Raw genomic sequence first — 16,986 nt, forward strand, 5'->3', positions numbered from 1 at the left:
TTAATCAGATTGTGGGATTTTTGCCCGGATGGGTGCGAATTATATTCCGTAGCTTGCAGGGGGGGTCACCAAACAGCACATCCGGGTGATTTCCCCCGGAATAAATCGGAATTCCATGGGTTGAGATATCCTCGATGCAATTCCGGTTTCTTAGAGGATTTCTACCGGGCCAAAAAATGAATTTATATTGGCTATTCCGACAATTACGTGCCGTTTTTTCGGCGATAAAGAATGTATAGCCATATTCCGCAGGGTATTTTTCAAACATCTCAATCTCAGTCAGAATATGATCCAGCATTTCCTCTTCTTCTGTGCCAGAATACTTTTTTTTCAACTTCGGAATTCTCTTCATAAGAGGCGTATAGTAATCATCCCACCATGCACAATCCGGGAGCCTGAATGTTTGAATATTTGAATAGCCTTCCGACTCAAGAATCCGACAGACATCATTCTCCTTTTTCATATCCGGATATGTCTTCTCAAAGAAATTTACACATTCCCGGGATGGGGGGTCTTGGAAAACCATACCACATCAGTGAATGCAATTTTTCCGCCCGGTTTCAGATAATTTTTCCACTGACTGATTCCATTCCCGATTCCGATAATGAATATGGATCCTTCCGCCCAGATGAGATCAAATGTTTCCTTTTCAAAAGGAAGTTCATCCATGGAAGCAGGGACAATATTTATCCGTGACAGAAGGTTTCTCTTTGCTGCCCTCTCGTTGAGAACATCCAAAAACGGTTGATAAATATCAACAGCAGTAATCCTGCACTCCCTGCACAGTCCTGCAAGTGCAATGGTCTGCATCCCGCTTCCGCATCCGATATCCAGAATATTCGCATCTGCTTTCACACCTGTTCGTTCAAATGCCTTTTTTGTACATCTGTCGTCACCGGGACCCTGCCTGGGCAGACCCTCAAAAATGGTAAAAATGAATGATTGATCCATCATTTTCCGATTGGAAATAGGATCATATCTCCCTTGTGGTCGCGCAGGAGATATTCTTACATGCCGCTTGATGCACACCGGGGGGGAGATGATGCCGGAACGCCGGTCACAAGGTCTTCCCAGAAGTATCACCATATCCATACTCCTGCCTTTTTCCCGGTTCATCCTCACGCAGTGAAGCGGGCAGTCCGGCTCCGATGGCAGGGTCAAGAAGTTTGAACAGTGTGGTCATCATAAACGACAGAACAGGCATTTTTATGACTGTTCCAAGGATCTTCCCGGGAGAGGTTGAGACTGATATTGCCTCCCTCCCATCTACAATCATAAAGAACTGATGTTCATGTTCTTGTACGGAAATGCCGCCCGGTAATTCCACACGCTGAAGTTCATCAAAAAAAGCGTTCAGTCTCTCCCCCCCGGGTTCATGAACATGAAACTGCATATGCCGGTAGAAGTCTTTATTTTCCGAGAGAATCGTGACATTCACCCGTTTGTGCACCTTTTTTATTTCAGGAATGGTCTTGTGGAGAAATTCAGGATTATCAGCGAAGATGATGATCTCATCTTTTGCATTTTGGATGAGCGTCTTCATCCGGTTTCTAACTCCCCCCCACTCGCTGTGAATAGACCAGAACGGTGACTCGATTTTTGTCTCAAAATGCAGTTCACTCAGGGTTGCAATGGATGCATCAATTTGTTCATTGAATTTCCCTTTGAGGGTTCCGATCACTTCCCCCCCCGGGTTAACTGCCTGATAATAGGTCGGTGTGCCTTCCTGCACTTTTACATATCCCTTGTCTGCCAGATCTTTCAGAACGGAATATATTCTGCCGTGTGGCACATCGCTTTTCTCATGAATTTCGCGTGCGGTGGCAATGCCAAATCCCACCAGTGTCACATATGCCTTTGCCTGATATTCGGTAAATCCCAGAGATCGGAGGGTCGAAGTGATATAATTCATGTTTGCAACTCCCATAGTTGTATTTGGTATATATCAAATAACTATCAACGTATGTATGGCCACCGCGAGGAGAGATACCATTTGACCACACCAGACATACCGCACCAAATCACCTTCCCACAGTATTCAGACCACCGGACAGATGAAATTTGGACAGATACAGGAATTATCCCCCCCCTCTCTACGTACGGAACTGTATCGAGTATCTCCATAGGAATTTCATGGAAAATGAAGAAATCACATCACCGGGAATGCATCAGATTCTTCCAGAGAGAATTGAAGTAGATCCTGGTTCTATCGCCATTGCATCAAGAGAAAACCTCATGCGATTCAGCAGGAACTGTGGAATTCCAATGATTGGCTTCTCCGACACGGAATTGGCTCTCCATATTATCCAAAGCCTGATAAACGATTATTCTCAGGAGCGACCAGCTAAAATCAATCCTGTAAACCACAGGCATACCATTCATTCACCCGTCTCACATTCAGGATGCATGGAATGTTGCACTGCATGTACTCCCTGCAGAAATCCTACAGGGAATGCATGAAAAGAAATGGAATCATCTCCAACAGGTGCACAATCCAAACAACCGAAGAGGGCACACCAATCCCAGGGTGAATCAAATCATACACACATCATTTTTTTACTGATGAACATCAGTGATACAGCACCCATTAAATCCCTGGTACAGATGATCCCGGACATATATTTGATGCGAAATCCCGGAAATGAGCGTTCAAACCATCCCATAAAATACCCTACATCAGAATTATCAAAACGACTGTCATGCCCATGATCACAATGTCAATGATGACATTCTATCACCCAACCGGCGATTCAAACAATTCCCGGATATCTTCTATTTTTCACACTGACAATGCCTTTCATGAATCATTGCCTGTGAGGAGAAGAGCAGTCATGAGATATTTCTGATTATGGAATGACACGAGAGATATGAATTAACTTAATTCATTTAACTGCAGAGCAATCCAATCCTCATTTATTCCAGAAACCACAGAATAGAACATATGAGTAGAAACTATCTCCCGGCAGTGCTCCTTATCGTAGCACTTGCCTGCTGTATGGTCTGCGGATGCACATCCGAGGCCACACCTGCTGACACCACTCCTGTTGCAGGAGAGGCCAAGTCCGTAGAATCACTCGTCGTCTACTGTGGCGCAGGACTGCGTGAACCAATGGACGAGATTGCCCAGGTTTATCAGGAACAGACCGGCACTGAGATCAAGTACACCTACAGTGGATCAGCACAACTGCTCTCCCAGATTGAACTTCTCCAGGAAGGAGACTGTTACATGCCTGGTGCAAAGTCATACATTGACTCCGCTGATGAGAAGGGATTCATCAATTCCAGTGAGCAGACCATCTATCATGTGCTCGCCATTGCTGTCGCACCCGGAAACCCGAAGAACATCACCACCCTTGCAGACCTGACCAATGACAGCATCCGTGTCGCCATAGGTGAACCAACTGGCCCTGCCGTCGGCAAGGCAGCAAAGAAGATGCTAGAGAAGGCAGGGTACTGGGAGGACATGCAGGACAATATTGTAGTGCAGTCCGGCACTGTCAATGAACTGCTTGTCTACATGAACATGGAACAGGCCGATGCAGCAATCATCTGGGAAGACCTTCTTGATAACTCAGACCTTGAACAGGTCAACATCCCGATTAACGAAGGGTTCATCAAGGTAATCCCTGTCGGCACCCTCTCATTCTCAGAGAACCCAGATGATGCACAGGCATTTGCTACCTTCGTCTCATCCGATGATGGCAAGGCAATCTTTGCGAAACACGGATTTGAGATATATCCCTGTGCAAAGTATGAGAATGCATAATCATTTTCTCTTTTTTCCTTAATTCAAATACTCTGGTTTATTTATTCGAGCCTGTGCGCGCCACTAATTTCACATGCTGGTTTAAAAATCTGATGAAAACACAAATAATTAATAAAATACCTTTTAATCAAAAAATAGCGCCAATAATATGGCAGAATTATCATCAATCACATATGATTAACTCGTCGGGAAAACTCACCCCCCCATTTAAAAAATCACGCCCAATTGTTACTCACATGAGTAAAAATTGCTGGGCATTTGTTGCCATCATAGCAGCACTCTGTTTCTGCATGGTATGCGGATGCACCTCAGATGCAGCACCTGCAAACGATGCAGGACAGATTACCACTGAAGAAAAGTCACTGATTGTCTACTCCGGTGCAGGACTGCGTGAACCAATGGATGAAATTGCACAGGTCTACGAAGAACAGACCGGCACCGTGATCAAATACACCTTCGCCGGGTCAGCACAGTTGCTCTCCCAGATGGAACTTCTCAATGAGGGTGACTGTTACATGCCCGGTGCACGTGCATATCTAGATTCTGCCGCTGAAAAGGGATTTATTAGCGAAAGCGAGGATGTCATCTATCATGTACTTGCCTTTGCAGTCAAACCCGGCAATCCGAAGAATATTACCTGCCTCAAAGACCTCACTGAAGACGGCGTGACGGTCGCCATTGGTGAACCCACCGCTAATGCCGTCGGAAAGGCCACTAAGAAGATCTATGATAAGGCAGGACTTTGGGAAGACCTGCAGGACAACATCATCGTACGTTCCGCCACCGTAAACGAACTGATTGTCTATATGAATATGGGGCAGGCAGACGCTGCCATCATCTGGGAGGACCTCCTCGGCGGTTCCAATGTCGAACAGGTGGACATCCCCCCCAGGAAGAAGGATTTGTCAAGGTCGTCCCGGTGGCCACCCTGTCATTCTCCGACAACCCGGCAGAAGCAAAGGCATTTGCTGATTTCGTCGCATCCGATGAAGGAAAAGCCATCTTTGTAAAACATGGATTCGAGACATACCCATCTGCAAAATACGGGGATGCCTGAATCACTTTTTTTCCGGAATTACAGGAATTATTTAGCATGATATCTGCAGAGCCTGAAAATCCGTTGACATCTGCCGGGCATTTCGATACAAATAATGACCTAAAAATCTCAATGGCAGGGCCTGCATATATCCATAAACCATTCTTTAAGGCAAAAACAATCAAAAAATGAGGTAAGAAGGTAAATTATTATGACAGACATCATTTTCAAACCAATTGGCATCATCCACTCAGAACACACAGTACATGAAAACACCCCCCCCATCCAGGGGGGGATATTCAATCCTTCACGTGGAAAAGTGGAAGTTTTTGAAGAGTTTGCAGAAGGACTCCATGACATTGAATCATTCTCACACCTGATTCTCCTGTATCACTTTGACCGGGCTACCGGCAAGAACCTGACCCAAAAGCCATTTTTGGACGGAGAAAAGGAACGTGGCATCTTTGCCATCCGCCACTTCAACCGCCCCCCCAACCCCCCCATTGGACTTTCCATTGTGCGACTTCTGGACGTCCATGACAATATCCTTGAGATTGAACAGGTGGACATTCTGGACGGAACGCCGCTCATTGATATCAAACCCTATGTGCACCAGTTTGACCACCGCGAGGAGGTTGAGAACGGATGGGTGGACAACACCCACATGGACGACATCGGTGCGTGGAATGCCACCCCAAAAGGCCTAAGAGACAAGGAGAGAACCAATCGTGAGAAGTGACCTGCGACGCAACTGGGTGAAAATTCTCAGCATCGCCGTGGGTCTTGTGCTTACCGGCTTTATCATCGCCCTGCTGCTCCTCGTGGTAACCCACCCATCCCCCCCTCAGCAGTGATTGAATCCCTGATGACCAAGGAAATCCAATTTGCCATCTACCTTAGTCTTGTCACATCCATCATATCAACGCTCCTGTGCATACTGATTGCAGTCCCTGCCGCTTATGCACTTGCCCGGTATGATTTCTGGGGAAAGAGTTTCGTGAGTACCATCCTCGATCTTCCCCCCCTTGCACTGCCACCGCTGGTCGCGGGTGTGGGACTGCTGCTCTTCTTTGGGACGACTCCCATCGGAGATTTCCTTGAATCCATCGGTATTGTCTTTGTCTTTACACCACTTGGCATCATCATCGCTCAGTTCTTCGTGAACATGCCGTTTATGCTGCGGATTATGCGCTCCACCTTCACTGACATCTCTCCCAGGTATGAATATGTGGCCTGCACTCTCGGCTGCACCAACCTGCAGGCCATCTGGCGGGTGACCCTACCTATGGCAGTGAACGGATTTCTCGCAGGTGCGGTGATCACCTGGGCAAAGGGCATAGGTGAATTTGGGGGGGCGGCGTTGATGATCGCGGGCGCCACACGGATGAAAACCGAAACATTACCCATCTCCCTATTCCTGAACATGTCCTGCGGAGAACTCGAGATGGCAATATCTGCTGCAATCATTCTGATGGTGATATCGGTGGTATCCCTCTATGTCTTTGAATACTTTGGAGGATCGGCGAAATTCTAAACCGGGTGACTATCATGCTGACAATAGAACATATATCTAAAGATCTGGGGGAGTTTATCTTGGACGATGTCTCCCTCACGGTTGAGGACGGAGAATACTTTGTCATCATCGGGCCCACCGGTGCCGGCAAGACCATTCTTCTGGAGACCATTGCCGGGGGGGTGTATCCCCCCCCTGACTCGGGCACGGTTTCTCTCAATGGCAGGGATGTAACCTTTGTGCCTCCCCGTGAACGCAACATCACCATGGTTTATCAGGACTACATGCTCTTCCCCACTTGACGGTTGCGGAGAATATTGGGTTTGGCCTGAAGAACCGGAAACTGCCCCCCCCGGACGAGATTGCAAAAAAAGTGAGTGAGGTGGCAGAGATATTCGGTATCGGTCATCTGTTACACCGCTACCCGAACACCCTCTCCGGCGGAGAACAGCAGCGTGCGGCAATCTCACGGGCAATCGTACTCGAACCCTCCATCCTGCTCCTGGACGAACCTCTGAGTGCCCTGGACGGCCAGACACGTGAGCGCCTCAGGTTTGAGTTACAACGCCTGCATGCCACCTATCAGACAACGATCATCCATATCACTCATAACTTTGAGGAGGTATTCTCACTTGCCTCACGGGTGGCGGTGATGCACCAAGGAACAATCATGCAGGTTGGGAGTCCCGACGAGGTCTTCCGGCACCCAAACTCCGATTTTGTTGCGGAGTTCGTCGGTGTGCAGAACATCTTCCGAGGCACCTGCACGGTAGCAGACGGCCTTTCTGAGATCACTGTGAACGGAACAGATGGTGCACACCTCATCTGTTCGTCCCTCTGCACGGACAATGCCGATGTCACCGCCACCATCCGGCCGGAGGATATCATGATCTCCCGCACTCCGGTCGAGTCCACTGCACGAAATTCCTTTGCGGGCATTATCACCGGGGGGGTGGCGGATAATGGATCAATGGTGAGGATTAACGTAGATACGGGTCTGCCCTTCATTGCCGCAGTTACCCGACAGGGGGTGGTACTCCCTTGGAGCAGAAGTGGGTGATACGATATATCTTACTGTGATGGCACGCTCCGTGCATATATTCTGATATCACCCTTTTTTATCCAGATATTACTCATATGTTCCATATGGTGCGGCACCTCATCGCAGCCCCTCCTAGAAAAACCCCATACTGGACCATGATGCAGACATCCCGCACTTTGATCTGCGCATCTAAATTCCGGCATCCCCCGGTATTGCCGGTCTGCCGTCAGTAATTTAAAACACTGTGGGGGGGCGTACTTGGTTCATTTATGGCAAAATCGAATATATTTAGTTAATTCCATAATAGATATTAATAATTAAAACAGTCGTTAATTGGATTAATTCAAAAAATAAAAATTTAGTGGGCATAAAATCTAATTTAACTGCTAATTGTCCGAAATATCGGATTTCTGCAAGAATATATTCATCAAAACCATTAAATCTTCAATTAAATGATGTATTGATACAACATTATGTCGGAGTAGGCATGGAACAGACAGCAGTAGTATCCACATCTGATGAAGGAATCATCAGACAATTCAGAGAGTCAGATGCCTGGGGTCTTGCGACCGCAGTCGACCTCAAGAAATGTAACCCGGAAATCATCCGGGATGCGGAAATGATTCGTGAGTTTGTCGTGCAACTGTGCGAACTCATTGACATGAAACGATTTGGTGAGACACAGGTCGTACATTTCGGTCCGAATGAACGGGTTGCCGGATATTCCATGACCCAGCTGATTGAAACCTCGCTGATATCGGGTCACTTTGCCAATGAAACAAACGCGGCATACCTTGATATCTTCAGCTGCAAGGAATATCCTCCCGAGATCATGGGAGAATTCTGTAAAGATTTCTTTGAAGCCGAATCCTGTAGCATACAGGTTCTGTTCAGAATTTAAATACGGCCCGTATGGGTCGTATTCTCGTTTTTTTGTAGGAGTACACTCCTGCACATACTATTTTGTCAAACCTGTATTCCCTCTGCACTGCTCATTATAGATTGGAGAACTGTCTTTCTCCTTCTCCATACGGTGCCGGAAAAAAAGAAAAAAAGGTCATGTGAATCTGAAGTCTGGATCAGACTTAAATCATACGAAAGGAATTGATTTGCGGTGAATTCCCCCCCTCGCATGTGGAGGTGTTGAATGGGGGGGTGTCCTCATCCCCCCCATCTGTTACTTGATCGGTTCTGTTCAAAAATACCCGCCGGGCGGGGGGGTGAAAGTATTCTTCAGCCAAGGGCTGCAACAGGGAAAGACGACATTAGCTCTCTGTCAGACCTATCCATATAGATACATGGTCCGTTATTATTCCATACACTGTGCACGCCTCCCGTAAAGTGTACTGGTGGTTGGGTCACCCGTTGCCGGACGGTAGATAAAAAAGGATGTTTCCGGCCGCTATGCCGGATTAATACATATCAGGGGGGGAGACAGACATCTCTTCAAACTGGCCATTGCAATAGACCATGACCGGCACCGCTTCACCGCGGCAGAAGTCCTGCATTGCAAGATCATATGTCCGGCGGACATATCGGAGCCCATCTTTTTCAAACAGAGCGATGAGTGCCCGGAAGAATTGGATCTGATGGTCGAGGTATTCCTTTTCGTAGCGCATTGTCTCTTCTGCCACTGCTGACGCCTCTTCAGGGGTCATGGGTGTATTGTACTCGCCGTGGGTGTTCAGACCGGAGATGTGACACACGCGCAGGTCTCCGGATGCATCTGCCTCCTGGTGTAGCATATATGGATACACCCGGCAGATTAAGGGTCGGTCTGCGTAGATCCGGCACCGGCCGGATTCATTCAGAAATGTGCAGATGTTTCCGTCCCGTGTTTTCAGGGCATACCCGGAGACAAAGAACCGCCCGTTCTGGTCACATGCCTCAAAATATGGTGCGGGCACCATGACATCCGGATGTGCCTCTCTGATGCGGCGCACATCATCATCCAGTAAAAATACGTGGTCATTGACTGCCTTCGTGCAACAGCGACCGCAACAGGTGCAGGAAAACCCGGTCTCGCATACGATCTCTGCATACTCCTCCACTGGATATTCTTCAAGAAGCTCACGCTCCTCCTTTAGTCCACTCAACCGTCTATGAAGTACTGCCTTTGAGATTCTCTCACCTGGAGACATGTTTCTTTTTGAAAATATTTCCCCCCTTTCTTTACGGGCAGGCATTCACCAACCACGCGTCATAAATCCGATGAGTGGAAAATATACCAGATAGATACAGGGTTGCGAATGAAGATACCGTCATACATAGAGACCGACCGGATTTACCGGATGGATTGCCTTGAGGGCATGAAACTGATGCAAAGCGGCTCCGTGGACATCGTTGTCACGTCGCCCCCCCCTACAATATCGGCAAACCATATGCGACCCATGACGACACGATGCCCTATGACGAATATCTGGACTGGATGCATCGCATCGCGCATGAATCGCGCCGCATCCTTCGCAGTGACGGCTCGTTTTTTTGAATGTCGGCGGAAAACCCCCCCGTGAACCATGGGTGCCCTATGATGTCATGCAGGAATTCAGGGAGGATTTCATCCTCCAGAATGTGATACACTGGGTGAAGTCGGTCTCCATTGCAAAGGAAGACGTGGGCAACTATGAGGCCATTCGGGATGACATATCAGTCGGACACTATCAGCCGGTAAATTCAGACCGGTATCTGAGCCAGTGCCATGAACATATCTTTCATTTCACCCCCCCGACAGGCAGCACAAAACTGGATAAACTTGCAGTCGGGGTAAAATATCAGGACAAGACCAATATCGGCCGCTGGAAACAGGCAACGCAGGATCTGCGAGACCGGGGCAATGTCTGGTTTATCCCCCCCTACAAAACCATCCGGTCGTCCCGCCCGCACCCCCCCGCCAGTTTCCCGGAGAGACTGCCGGAGATGTGCATCCGCCTGCACGGCCAGACCCCCCCGGATACCGTCGTCTGCGATCCCTTCATGGGCATCGGGAATACCGCCCTTGCATGCATCACCCTCGGTGCGCACTACATCGGATTTGATATCGACGCGGAATACTGCGACTGTGCAGAGGAGCGGATTCAAAGGCGTACCCAACCGAGAGTATAAATGGATCCGATCATCGCTCTCATCCTCACCATCACGATCATCGCGTTCGTGGCTTCCCGGCATGCCATCCCGCCGTTTCTCACCCTCACGGGTGGTGCCTTCTTTTTTGCCCTGCTCACCGGCATGGGCGAGGGTGCGATTTCGGCATTTACGGGCGGTGCCGGGGGGGCACTCTTTGCCCTCCTTGGCATACCGGTATACTGTGGATCCGTCATCGCTAAATTTCTGAAACAGGACGGTGGTGCAGAGCGTGTCGTGGAGGATATCGGGCGGGTCACCCACCGGCCGGTCTCCGCTGCCGCCCTCGCTGGCTACCTGCTCTCAATTCCGATGATGTGCTGCATCACCCCCTTTCTTGTTCTCACACCGGTGCTTGCGGGCATTCGCAAAAAACTGCAATGCACCACGGCGCTTTACTATGCAGCCGCCTGCGGGTCGGTCATATCGTTTGTCTTTCTCTACCCACTTCCGGTTACGTATGCGATAACAAACCGTCTGCAGCCGGGGGGGGATTTTGTTGCCGGTAGTTACCTGCAGGTCGCACTTCCCCTCTCCCTAGTCGCCCTCATCATTGTGGCATACCTCTCCGGGCGGCTGCATGCATGCAGCGCTGGCAGCCCGGAGAGCGAAGAGACCGCGCCCGGCAGTCGCAGGCAGGCGTGGATCCCGGTTATGCTGCCGGTTGCCTGCCTTGCTGTCGGCCACATCATCACGCCCCCCCTTTCCATTCTCGCAAACATCAATATCGCACTCTTTGCCGGCCTCTGCGGTGCCGCCATCCTCTCACCGGCGGCATCCCGCATCCCGGCACTGGAATCCGGTACGAAACATGCTGGCATCATCATCTTTGATCTCTGCGGTGCTGGCGGCCTTGGGGCAGTGGTCGCAGCAGAAGGGGGCATTGCTGCTGCCCTTCCGTCCCTCACCACTATTCTTCCGGCAATCCTTGTGGCCTTTGTCATTGCAGCACTTTTCCAGGCCGCGCAGGGATCACGGGTCGTGTCAGCGGTCATCACCGCATCCCTGCTTGCCGGAACTGAGATCGTGACCACAGTCCCTGCCCTCCCTCTCGTCCTGATGATCGCAGCAGGGTGCATGATGTTCAGTTTCGTAACCGATCCCTTCTTCTGGCTGATACGCCGGACAACAGGCGATAGTGTACGGGACGTCACTATGCGCTACACTGTGCCCCCCCTGTTCTGTGCAGGAACGATCACCGCGGGTATCACTCTCTTGATATTCGGCTGAAACAATTCAGAGTTCTGGCAGAACTGAGACGAACAGAAAAATTTCTTCTCTGATGTCACCTGCACTCAGCATGACCCGCCCCTTCTGAAATCCATTGCCATTCATCGCGCCGGTATTAAGGATGACATGCACGCCTCCTTCCCCCTCAACCGTAACCGCAGCGTTTGCAATCTCAATCCAGGGAACATCGGAGGTCACATGAATCAAAAGCTGACCATCCCCGGCCACTGTCACCGGCAGACGGCAGGGGGGGATGGTGATCCCGCGGGCCACATCATGCATGGTCACATGGGGGGGCTCAGGGAGTAGCATGGCAAAATGGCCAGCCGGCGTATCCGTGATTCCCACATCATATTCCGGCACGCGATATTCTGTTGTGTCATACACCTCATTCGGGACACCGGTAGGGGGGGATGAAAGAGACGGCGTGGAGACAGAGGAAATGGCCGGAACGATGTCCTGCCCCCCCACTGCACCAGGGACATGTCGCAAGGTGGCCCCCCCCGAACCAGTGGTTTGTGTTCACCCTGCAGTGTTTCATTGCCATTATCTCCGAGAGGAGACAGTCTTTCCATTCCCCGGCAGAAGGACGGCGGTTTGGTTCTGCAATGCCATTAACAAAGCACCGTGAAAAGAGACACCGGAGAGACGGGGGGGGTATAATGTGGTAATCCGGTGCAGAGGAGGGAGGGTGAATATTTTTGTCGGGTGAGGCAAAGGCAAACACCCCGTTTTGTATCTTCTGTTCAATGCCGTGGAGGCCGGATACACCCTCGCCTTCCGCCTGATACGGATGGACACCTCTCATAAGAAGCCTGAAGATCATCACCGCAAGCCCGAAGTGATCGCCATAATACCAGTCCGGGCGCTCTTCCGCAAAATCCGTCGCCTGAAGTTCTGGAGGTAGGTATTCTTTGGTTCCTGCAACGGATGGGAATACCCGGCCTGAGGCGGAGTCACGAATCTGAAATGATTCACAGTCGATGAACGCGACCGCGGCGGTGTGGGCAATGAGGATTGTAGTGTCGGAAAAATTCCCCGCACAGTGTCCGTGCCGATGAATATCATCGGTTATGGTTGCGATATTGTAGGCTGCAGTAAGGAGATATCTCCAGGAAAAGGCACTGCCGAATTCCCTGATTGATTCCTGCGGATCATAACAACAGTGCGCTTCCCGGAAGAGTTCAGTATCAACGAGAGGCATGCTGTATCCAATAAAATTCCTGCTCCCGAGGGGGGGCGAATCAAAGAGCACAGAGATTGGCCACGCCAGCAGAATGGACTCATGTTCTTCCCGGTGATCCATAATGCCTGCATCCGGTGGATTTGCCACCATTGCGGTAATCTTTTGAAAGAGTGTTGCAGTAAGCTGGTTTTCATAAAATATCCGGCCACAGTATCTGGGGGGGTCGCCGTCGATACAAAAGACCTCACCCTCATTATCGCATTTAAGGAGGTCCGCGAGGCCGACTGCTGCCCCGGACACATCATACACACTATGCTTATCCAGTATTTTCACCCCTTCCCTAATCTGATACCTATCAACCAGAGTCTTATCATCTTCTGAAAAGGTAATGAACCTATCTGATAACAGAAGGGCTGTGAGATGGTCGGGTCACTCTCCGGCATACCTTTAAGGACACCAACACTGTCTGGGGGAACGACGGAATCGGTGACTTTAGTCTCAAAAAATTATGAAAAATCGGATCAGACTCTCATCCCAGTTCAAATGACGTGACTCCGAATATCTCCTCCAGCGGTAGCACCGGCACGTGCCGGGAATACATTCTTGCGGTTCCGAAGACTTCCTCCATACCCCCCCTGTCACGGGCCATTGCCACCGCAGCAGTGTTTGGTTCGGGGGGGGTGTCCAAGAAGAATATCTCTCCAGTTACCGATTCCGTGAGGCCGTCAAGAAGACTCTCTGCAATATCGGGCGTGTCAGCAAAGACCGGGCCGATTTTATATCCTTCAAAACAGCGGCGGATCACCCCCCCATATCCGCCGATGGATTCATCCGGATACAGAAATACACGTGCCCCCCCGGTATTGTCCCGTGAGATCCATTGTTCCACAAATCTGCTGCGGTTCGCAGGGAAATGTTTTCTGTCATATGCTGACAGGACATTTAGGGGCAGTTCTGTTGCCGGTACCAGGTCCGGCTGTGCACGCCCTTCTGCCCTACCCTGCCAGCGGATATTCCGGTATGCATAGATGAGTCCAGCATTCTCTGCATACTTGTTCTGCATCTCAAAGACGCCGTCCCCGCCGAAATTTCTCTCTCCTGCATGGGCCATCCCATGCATCCAGAGCTTCCAGCCGACACCATGTCCACGGGCACTTTCACGGATGATATAGAACCCTCCAAATGAGAATGATGGATCATAATTTGTCACCACCAGTGTGCCCACGATCTCTTTGTCCTGCTCTGCCACAAACCAGCCATCCGGATCCACTGCATAGTGGCATTCCCCGTCATGGATGCCGGGGGGGTTCCAGCCCTCCTGTCGGGCCCATTCAATAAACACGGGCACGTCGTCTTCTGTGGCATTGCGCATCTGTACATCTGTTCTGTCTTTTCTGGTCATATCGGTCATATCCGGTGTATGAAATGAATAAAGATCTCCAAGCCATTTTATCCTTCTGAAATATGACTGTCTCTCTCCGGGCCAGCAAAAGACACGATTTCATCATCTCCGTTTCCACCCCCCCGTTGCCGCCACCACCTCCTCATCCGTGAATTTTTTCATCTCAGAAGACGGATTTGATAGCATGAAAGGCTGCAGACCGGGAGATATTGTTCTGGCCCCCCCGTTTCGTCTGGGAAACAGCACCTATCCGCGCCCTCTTGTGATACTCTCTGTTGCGGAAGCAGAAGAAATGCAGGTCTGCCCGGTAACATCCCGTCCCCCCCCGTCAGGCAGCCCTGCCCTTGCATGTTCCCTCCATCATTTCCGGGAAGGCGGCCTTGACCTCTTTGAAGATAGTTATATTCTGGTTCACAAACAAGGAACGATCCGCGAACGGTCCATCCGGTATAAAAAAGGGACACTGGAGTCGGATTATTTCAGGACAGTCCTGGAGAGTGCCCGTTCATGCCGGTAACCTCCCGGTGAAAAAGCAGAAATAACAGGGAGGAGGCGTATCCCGCCGCGATTATTTGTACAGCCGGTTCGTGATTCGGGCAAAACAGATTGTTCAGGATTTATTCAGCTTCTTTGTCATTTTCCTGAAAGATATCTTCATACATGACATACGGTGTTCTCTTCATCCCAAGGCTGCGGTATGTCTCATGGGCAGGTAGATTATCCTGTTCCACGTACAGACGCAGTCCCACCACGTCCGGGCAATTGCATGCTTCAGCAGAGATCCATGCATACATCGCAGAGAATATTCCTTTTCTCCGAAACTCAGGTACAACGTATACACTCTGAATCCACCAGCAATGCCCGTTTCTCCAGTCGCTCCATTCAAGCGTGATCAGGCACTGGGCGGCCACGGTATCATTGTATTCGGCCACCAGGTACCACCCGTTCGCCGGATCCTCCAGAACAGACAAGGTTCCATCCCGTACCGTCTTACTATCAAGCACACGCCCTTCTGTTTCACATGCGATTCTGCTGTTGTTTGCAGCAATCATTTCCCCCCCGTCAGCAAGCACCGCAACCCTGATCTTCAGGCCCGCCCTCTCTCTATGTTCGTCAGCAGTTATCATGTATAATCAGGAAAGACATACTGTCTGCCACACCAATGAGTATTTTGGAACAGTCTTTTCCACAGTCGGTAACATCCGGGCATATCCTGACATGAAACAAGAGAATGTGGGAGTGGTGTCGCAGATGACAGATGGCCCCTCTGCCCCGCGGCAGCTCCGGCCATACTCCCCGGTTTATTCAGCCAGACACAATTGAATAAAACAGGGATGAGGATGGTGCCAAAGAAAACCGGCCGGGATACCGTTCATCCGAAGATACCAAAGAGTCCTCGTCTGCCTTTTTCTGCAGCCGCCACCCCTTCAAGCGCGCCTGTTCCTGTTCTATCGCCTGCACCTGTTCTCTGAGAAGAGCCGCTGTCTCGGGGGGGTCGCAGCCGCACTCGTCGATCAGGCGGTTCATCTCTTCTGTACGGATACGGTTCTGGACCACGTGCTGCATCATGGCATCTGCGGATGCCTGGTCGCCCCCCCCGAACAAAAAGACCATGAACTGATTCTGCGAGCGAATTTGTTCTTCATTCTGTAGTGCGTATCTGACAGAATTATTTATTTCTTCAGAAAGCCGGATCAGGTCAGGTGCATTCGCACTCGTAAGGGGGGGTGCTGCTGCCCGGAATGCATATGCTGCCCTCTCTGTTATCATCAGAGGAGGAAAGCTGCCATCTGGCCCGGGCAGATATATCTGGTTTCGTTCCGTAACCATTGCCCTCAGACGTGTTGCATTGCATGCTTCATCCGGACTACATTCTTCGACCCGCACCCGTTCCTGATCCCGTACCGTAATCCTTTCCTGATCCTGCACCTCCCTGTCCTGCAGACTGGCATTTGCAGGCCCGGCCGATTCGCCCCCAGAACCGGTTCCGGAACCCTGCCCGGCATTGATGCTGACATTTCCTGCCGCAGAAACCGGCATGCAGATACAAAGAACCAGAATCGCTGCTGCAGCAATAGCGTAGATATGCCTGACTGATTTCATATGGACTTCCCCTCTCCTGTTCATCCTCCATCCTTGCCTTTGGAAAGACAGACATCTCCTCTGTCATGCTTCACCGTATTTATGTATTCCTTCCTAAATTCAGGATAAAGATATGCCGGGAAAATGTCATTTTCCTAAAACATGACACAGGGGGGGAATCTATATATGGATAGCAGGGGGGGATATCCCGCCGATGAGAAATCATGGATGGATGCACCAACAAGATTGCCGGGGGGGGTGGATTTGGGGGGGGAAGGGGGGGAAATTTCCATACAGGAAACAGATGCTGAAATGAAACGGCAGTACATCGGGTCTCTGCCTTTTTACCCCCTTTGCCCTGAATGCAGATGATTGCGCAGATATTATGTCCACAACAACGGGAACAGAGATCCGTGCAGCTAAATTTCTGAAGATCGGGGGGGGACGTATCTGGATATCCAGAAACTATTTATACTCACTGTCGGATACACAAAAGCTGATGACACCCTCCCGGACGGTGCGCCGAAAGGACGGATCTGGGAACGCAGCCCCTGCTGGACGAATATTATGCAGAACGCGAATGGGACAACGAAGGAGTGCCCACACCCC

Annotated in this window: 19 protein-coding genes and 3 pseudogenes; 14 read left to right on the forward strand and 8 right to left on the reverse strand. The window is 50.3% G+C overall.

What is annotated here, in order from left to right; genetic code table 11:
- Nucleotides 1-489 precede the first annotated feature (489 nt).
- Together JCM10550_RS22565 and JCM10550_RS08065 are read right to left on the reverse strand one after the other, a co-directional pair.
- The gene (locus tag JCM10550_RS22565) at nucleotides 490-855 is read right to left on the reverse strand and encodes a class I SAM-dependent methyltransferase (RefSeq protein ID WP_245618892.1); all 366 of its coding nucleotides are present in this window, start codon (nucleotides 853-855) and stop codon (nucleotides 490-492) included.
- A 202-nt stretch (nucleotides 856-1,057) separates the two neighbouring features.
- On the reverse strand, nucleotides 1,058-1,912 hold the full coding sequence (locus JCM10550_RS08065) for a TrmB family transcriptional regulator (RefSeq protein WP_062398318.1): 855 nt from the start codon (nucleotides 1,910-1,912) through the stop codon (nucleotides 1,058-1,060).
- 221 nt (nucleotides 1,913-2,133) lie between these two features.
- Between JCM10550_RS08065 and JCM10550_RS18590 the strand changes: the two genes are divergently transcribed.
- The 8 genes and pseudogenes from JCM10550_RS18590 (at nucleotide 2,134) to JCM10550_RS08095 (ending at nucleotide 8,258) form a co-directional block, all read left to right on the forward strand.
- Entirely contained in the window at nucleotides 2,134-2,460 is a 327-nt protein-coding gene (locus JCM10550_RS18590) for a hypothetical protein (RefSeq protein ID WP_157200071.1), read from the forward strand.
- Between the two features lie 481 nt (nucleotides 2,461-2,941).
- Entirely contained in the window at nucleotides 2,942-3,766 is an 825-nt protein-coding gene (gene modA / locus JCM10550_RS08070) for a molybdate ABC transporter substrate-binding protein (RefSeq protein ID WP_062398320.1), read from the forward strand.
- A gap of 398 nt (nucleotides 3,767-4,164) precedes the next feature.
- A pseudogene (locus tag JCM10550_RS24745) lies at nucleotides 4,165-4,563 on the forward strand (substrate-binding domain-containing protein); the annotation flags it as partial.
- 122 nt (nucleotides 4,564-4,685) lie between these two features.
- Nucleotides 4,686-4,823 (forward strand): substrate-binding domain-containing protein, encoded by a 138-nt coding sequence (locus tag JCM10550_RS24750; RefSeq protein WP_281175326.1) that lies wholly within the window; start codon nucleotides 4,686-4,688, stop codon nucleotides 4,821-4,823.
- A 190-nt stretch (nucleotides 4,824-5,013) separates the two neighbouring features.
- Nucleotides 5,014-5,541: a tRNA (N6-threonylcarbamoyladenosine(37)-N6)-methyltransferase TrmO gene (gene tsaA, locus JCM10550_RS08080; RefSeq protein WP_062398324.1), complete on the forward strand. Its 528-nt coding sequence runs from the start codon at nucleotides 5,014-5,016 to the stop codon at nucleotides 5,539-5,541.
- A pseudogene (locus JCM10550_RS08085) lies at nucleotides 5,531-6,336 on the forward strand (ABC transporter permease). The gene tsaA and the pseudogene JCM10550_RS08085 overlap by 11 nt, the downstream one beginning before the upstream one ends.
- Nucleotides 6,337-6,350: 14 nt before the next feature.
- Nucleotides 6,351-7,375, forward strand: a pseudogene (locus tag JCM10550_RS08090) (ATP-binding cassette domain-containing protein).
- Between the two features lie 469 nt (nucleotides 7,376-7,844).
- Nucleotides 7,845-8,258: an S-adenosylmethionine decarboxylase gene (locus tag JCM10550_RS08095; RefSeq protein ID WP_062398326.1), complete on the forward strand. Its 414-nt coding sequence runs from the start codon at nucleotides 7,845-7,847 to the stop codon at nucleotides 8,256-8,258.
- Between the two features lie 511 nt (nucleotides 8,259-8,769).
- On the opposite strand, the gene JCM10550_RS08100 is transcribed toward JCM10550_RS08095, so the two are convergent.
- Nucleotides 8,770-9,453 carry a YkgJ family cysteine cluster protein gene (locus JCM10550_RS08100; protein ID WP_245618894.1) on the reverse strand — a complete coding sequence of 228 codons (684 nt, stop codon included), beginning with the start codon at nucleotides 9,451-9,453 and terminating at the stop codon, nucleotides 8,770-8,772.
- A gap of 305 nt (nucleotides 9,454-9,758) precedes the next feature.
- Between JCM10550_RS08100 and JCM10550_RS24755 the strand changes: the two genes are divergently transcribed.
- Genes JCM10550_RS24755 through JCM10550_RS08110 form a run of 3 tightly spaced genes read left to right on the forward strand, consistent with a single transcriptional unit; the run spans nucleotide 9,759 to nucleotide 11,707 of the window.
- Nucleotides 9,759-9,845 (forward strand): hypothetical protein, encoded by an 87-nt coding sequence (locus JCM10550_RS24755; RefSeq protein WP_281175329.1) that lies wholly within the window; start codon nucleotides 9,759-9,761, stop codon nucleotides 9,843-9,845.
- Entirely contained in the window at nucleotides 9,842-10,459 is a 618-nt protein-coding gene (locus tag JCM10550_RS08105) for a site-specific DNA-methyltransferase (RefSeq protein WP_281175327.1), read from the forward strand. The genes JCM10550_RS24755 and JCM10550_RS08105 overlap by 4 nt, the downstream gene beginning before the upstream one ends.
- Complete coding sequence (locus JCM10550_RS08110; protein ID WP_062398328.1) at nucleotides 10,460-11,707, forward strand: GntP family permease; 1,248 nt, start codon at nucleotides 10,460-10,462, stop codon at nucleotides 11,705-11,707. It begins immediately after the preceding gene.
- A 6-nt stretch (nucleotides 11,708-11,713) separates the two neighbouring features.
- Here the strand turns inward: JCM10550_RS08110 and JCM10550_RS08115 are convergent, their stop codons facing one another.
- The 3 genes from JCM10550_RS08115 to JCM10550_RS08125 form a co-directional block, all read right to left on the reverse strand.
- On the reverse strand, nucleotides 11,714-12,178 hold the full coding sequence (locus tag JCM10550_RS08115) for a hypothetical protein (RefSeq protein WP_157200072.1): 465 nt from the start codon (nucleotides 12,176-12,178) through the stop codon (nucleotides 11,714-11,716).
- Nucleotides 12,096-13,226, reverse strand: a complete 1,131-nt coding sequence (locus JCM10550_RS08120; protein ID WP_157200073.1) for a hypothetical protein — start codon at nucleotides 13,224-13,226, stop codon at nucleotides 12,096-12,098. Before JCM10550_RS08120 ends, JCM10550_RS08115 begins: the two co-directional genes overlap by 83 nt.
- Before the next feature lie 196 nt (nucleotides 13,227-13,422).
- The gene (locus JCM10550_RS08125; protein WP_062398349.1) at nucleotides 13,423-14,295 is read right to left on the reverse strand and encodes a GNAT family N-acetyltransferase; all 873 of its coding nucleotides are present in this window, start codon (nucleotides 14,293-14,295) and stop codon (nucleotides 13,423-13,425) included.
- Between the two features lie 184 nt (nucleotides 14,296-14,479).
- On the opposite strand from JCM10550_RS08125, the gene JCM10550_RS08130 reads away from it, so the two are divergent.
- Complete coding sequence (locus tag JCM10550_RS08130) at nucleotides 14,480-14,812, forward strand: type II toxin-antitoxin system PemK/MazF family toxin (RefSeq protein WP_157200074.1); 333 nt, start codon at nucleotides 14,480-14,482, stop codon at nucleotides 14,810-14,812.
- 100 nt (nucleotides 14,813-14,912) lie between these two features.
- Here the strand turns inward: JCM10550_RS08130 and JCM10550_RS08135 are convergent, their stop codons facing one another.
- Nucleotides 14,913-15,422 carry a GNAT family N-acetyltransferase gene (locus tag JCM10550_RS08135; protein WP_083475384.1) on the reverse strand — a complete coding sequence of 170 codons (510 nt, stop codon included), beginning with the start codon at nucleotides 15,420-15,422 and terminating at the stop codon, nucleotides 14,913-14,915.
- A 178-nt stretch (nucleotides 15,423-15,600) separates the two neighbouring features.
- Nucleotides 15,601-16,398, reverse strand: coding sequence for a hypothetical protein (locus JCM10550_RS08140; protein WP_062398336.1), 798 nt, complete (start codon nucleotides 16,396-16,398; stop codon nucleotides 15,601-15,603).
- Between the two features lie 165 nt (nucleotides 16,399-16,563).
- Here JCM10550_RS08140 and JCM10550_RS08145 point away from each other — a divergent pair, with 165 nt between their 5' ends.
- Together JCM10550_RS08145 and JCM10550_RS22575 are read left to right on the forward strand one after the other, a co-directional pair.
- Complete coding sequence (locus JCM10550_RS08145; protein WP_157200075.1) at nucleotides 16,564-16,749, forward strand: hypothetical protein; 186 nt, start codon at nucleotides 16,564-16,566, stop codon at nucleotides 16,747-16,749.
- Between the two features lie 182 nt (nucleotides 16,750-16,931).
- Nucleotides 16,932-16,986 (forward strand): aldehyde ferredoxin oxidoreductase C-terminal domain-containing protein (locus JCM10550_RS22575; protein ID WP_245618898.1); only part of this gene is annotated, 55 nt, incomplete at its 3' end.

The sequence above is a fragment of the Methanogenium cariaci JCM 10550 genome, from assembly GCF_001315945.1.
Classification (GTDB): Archaea; Halobacteriota; Methanomicrobia; order Methanomicrobiales; family Methanomicrobiaceae; genus Methanogenium; species Methanogenium cariaci.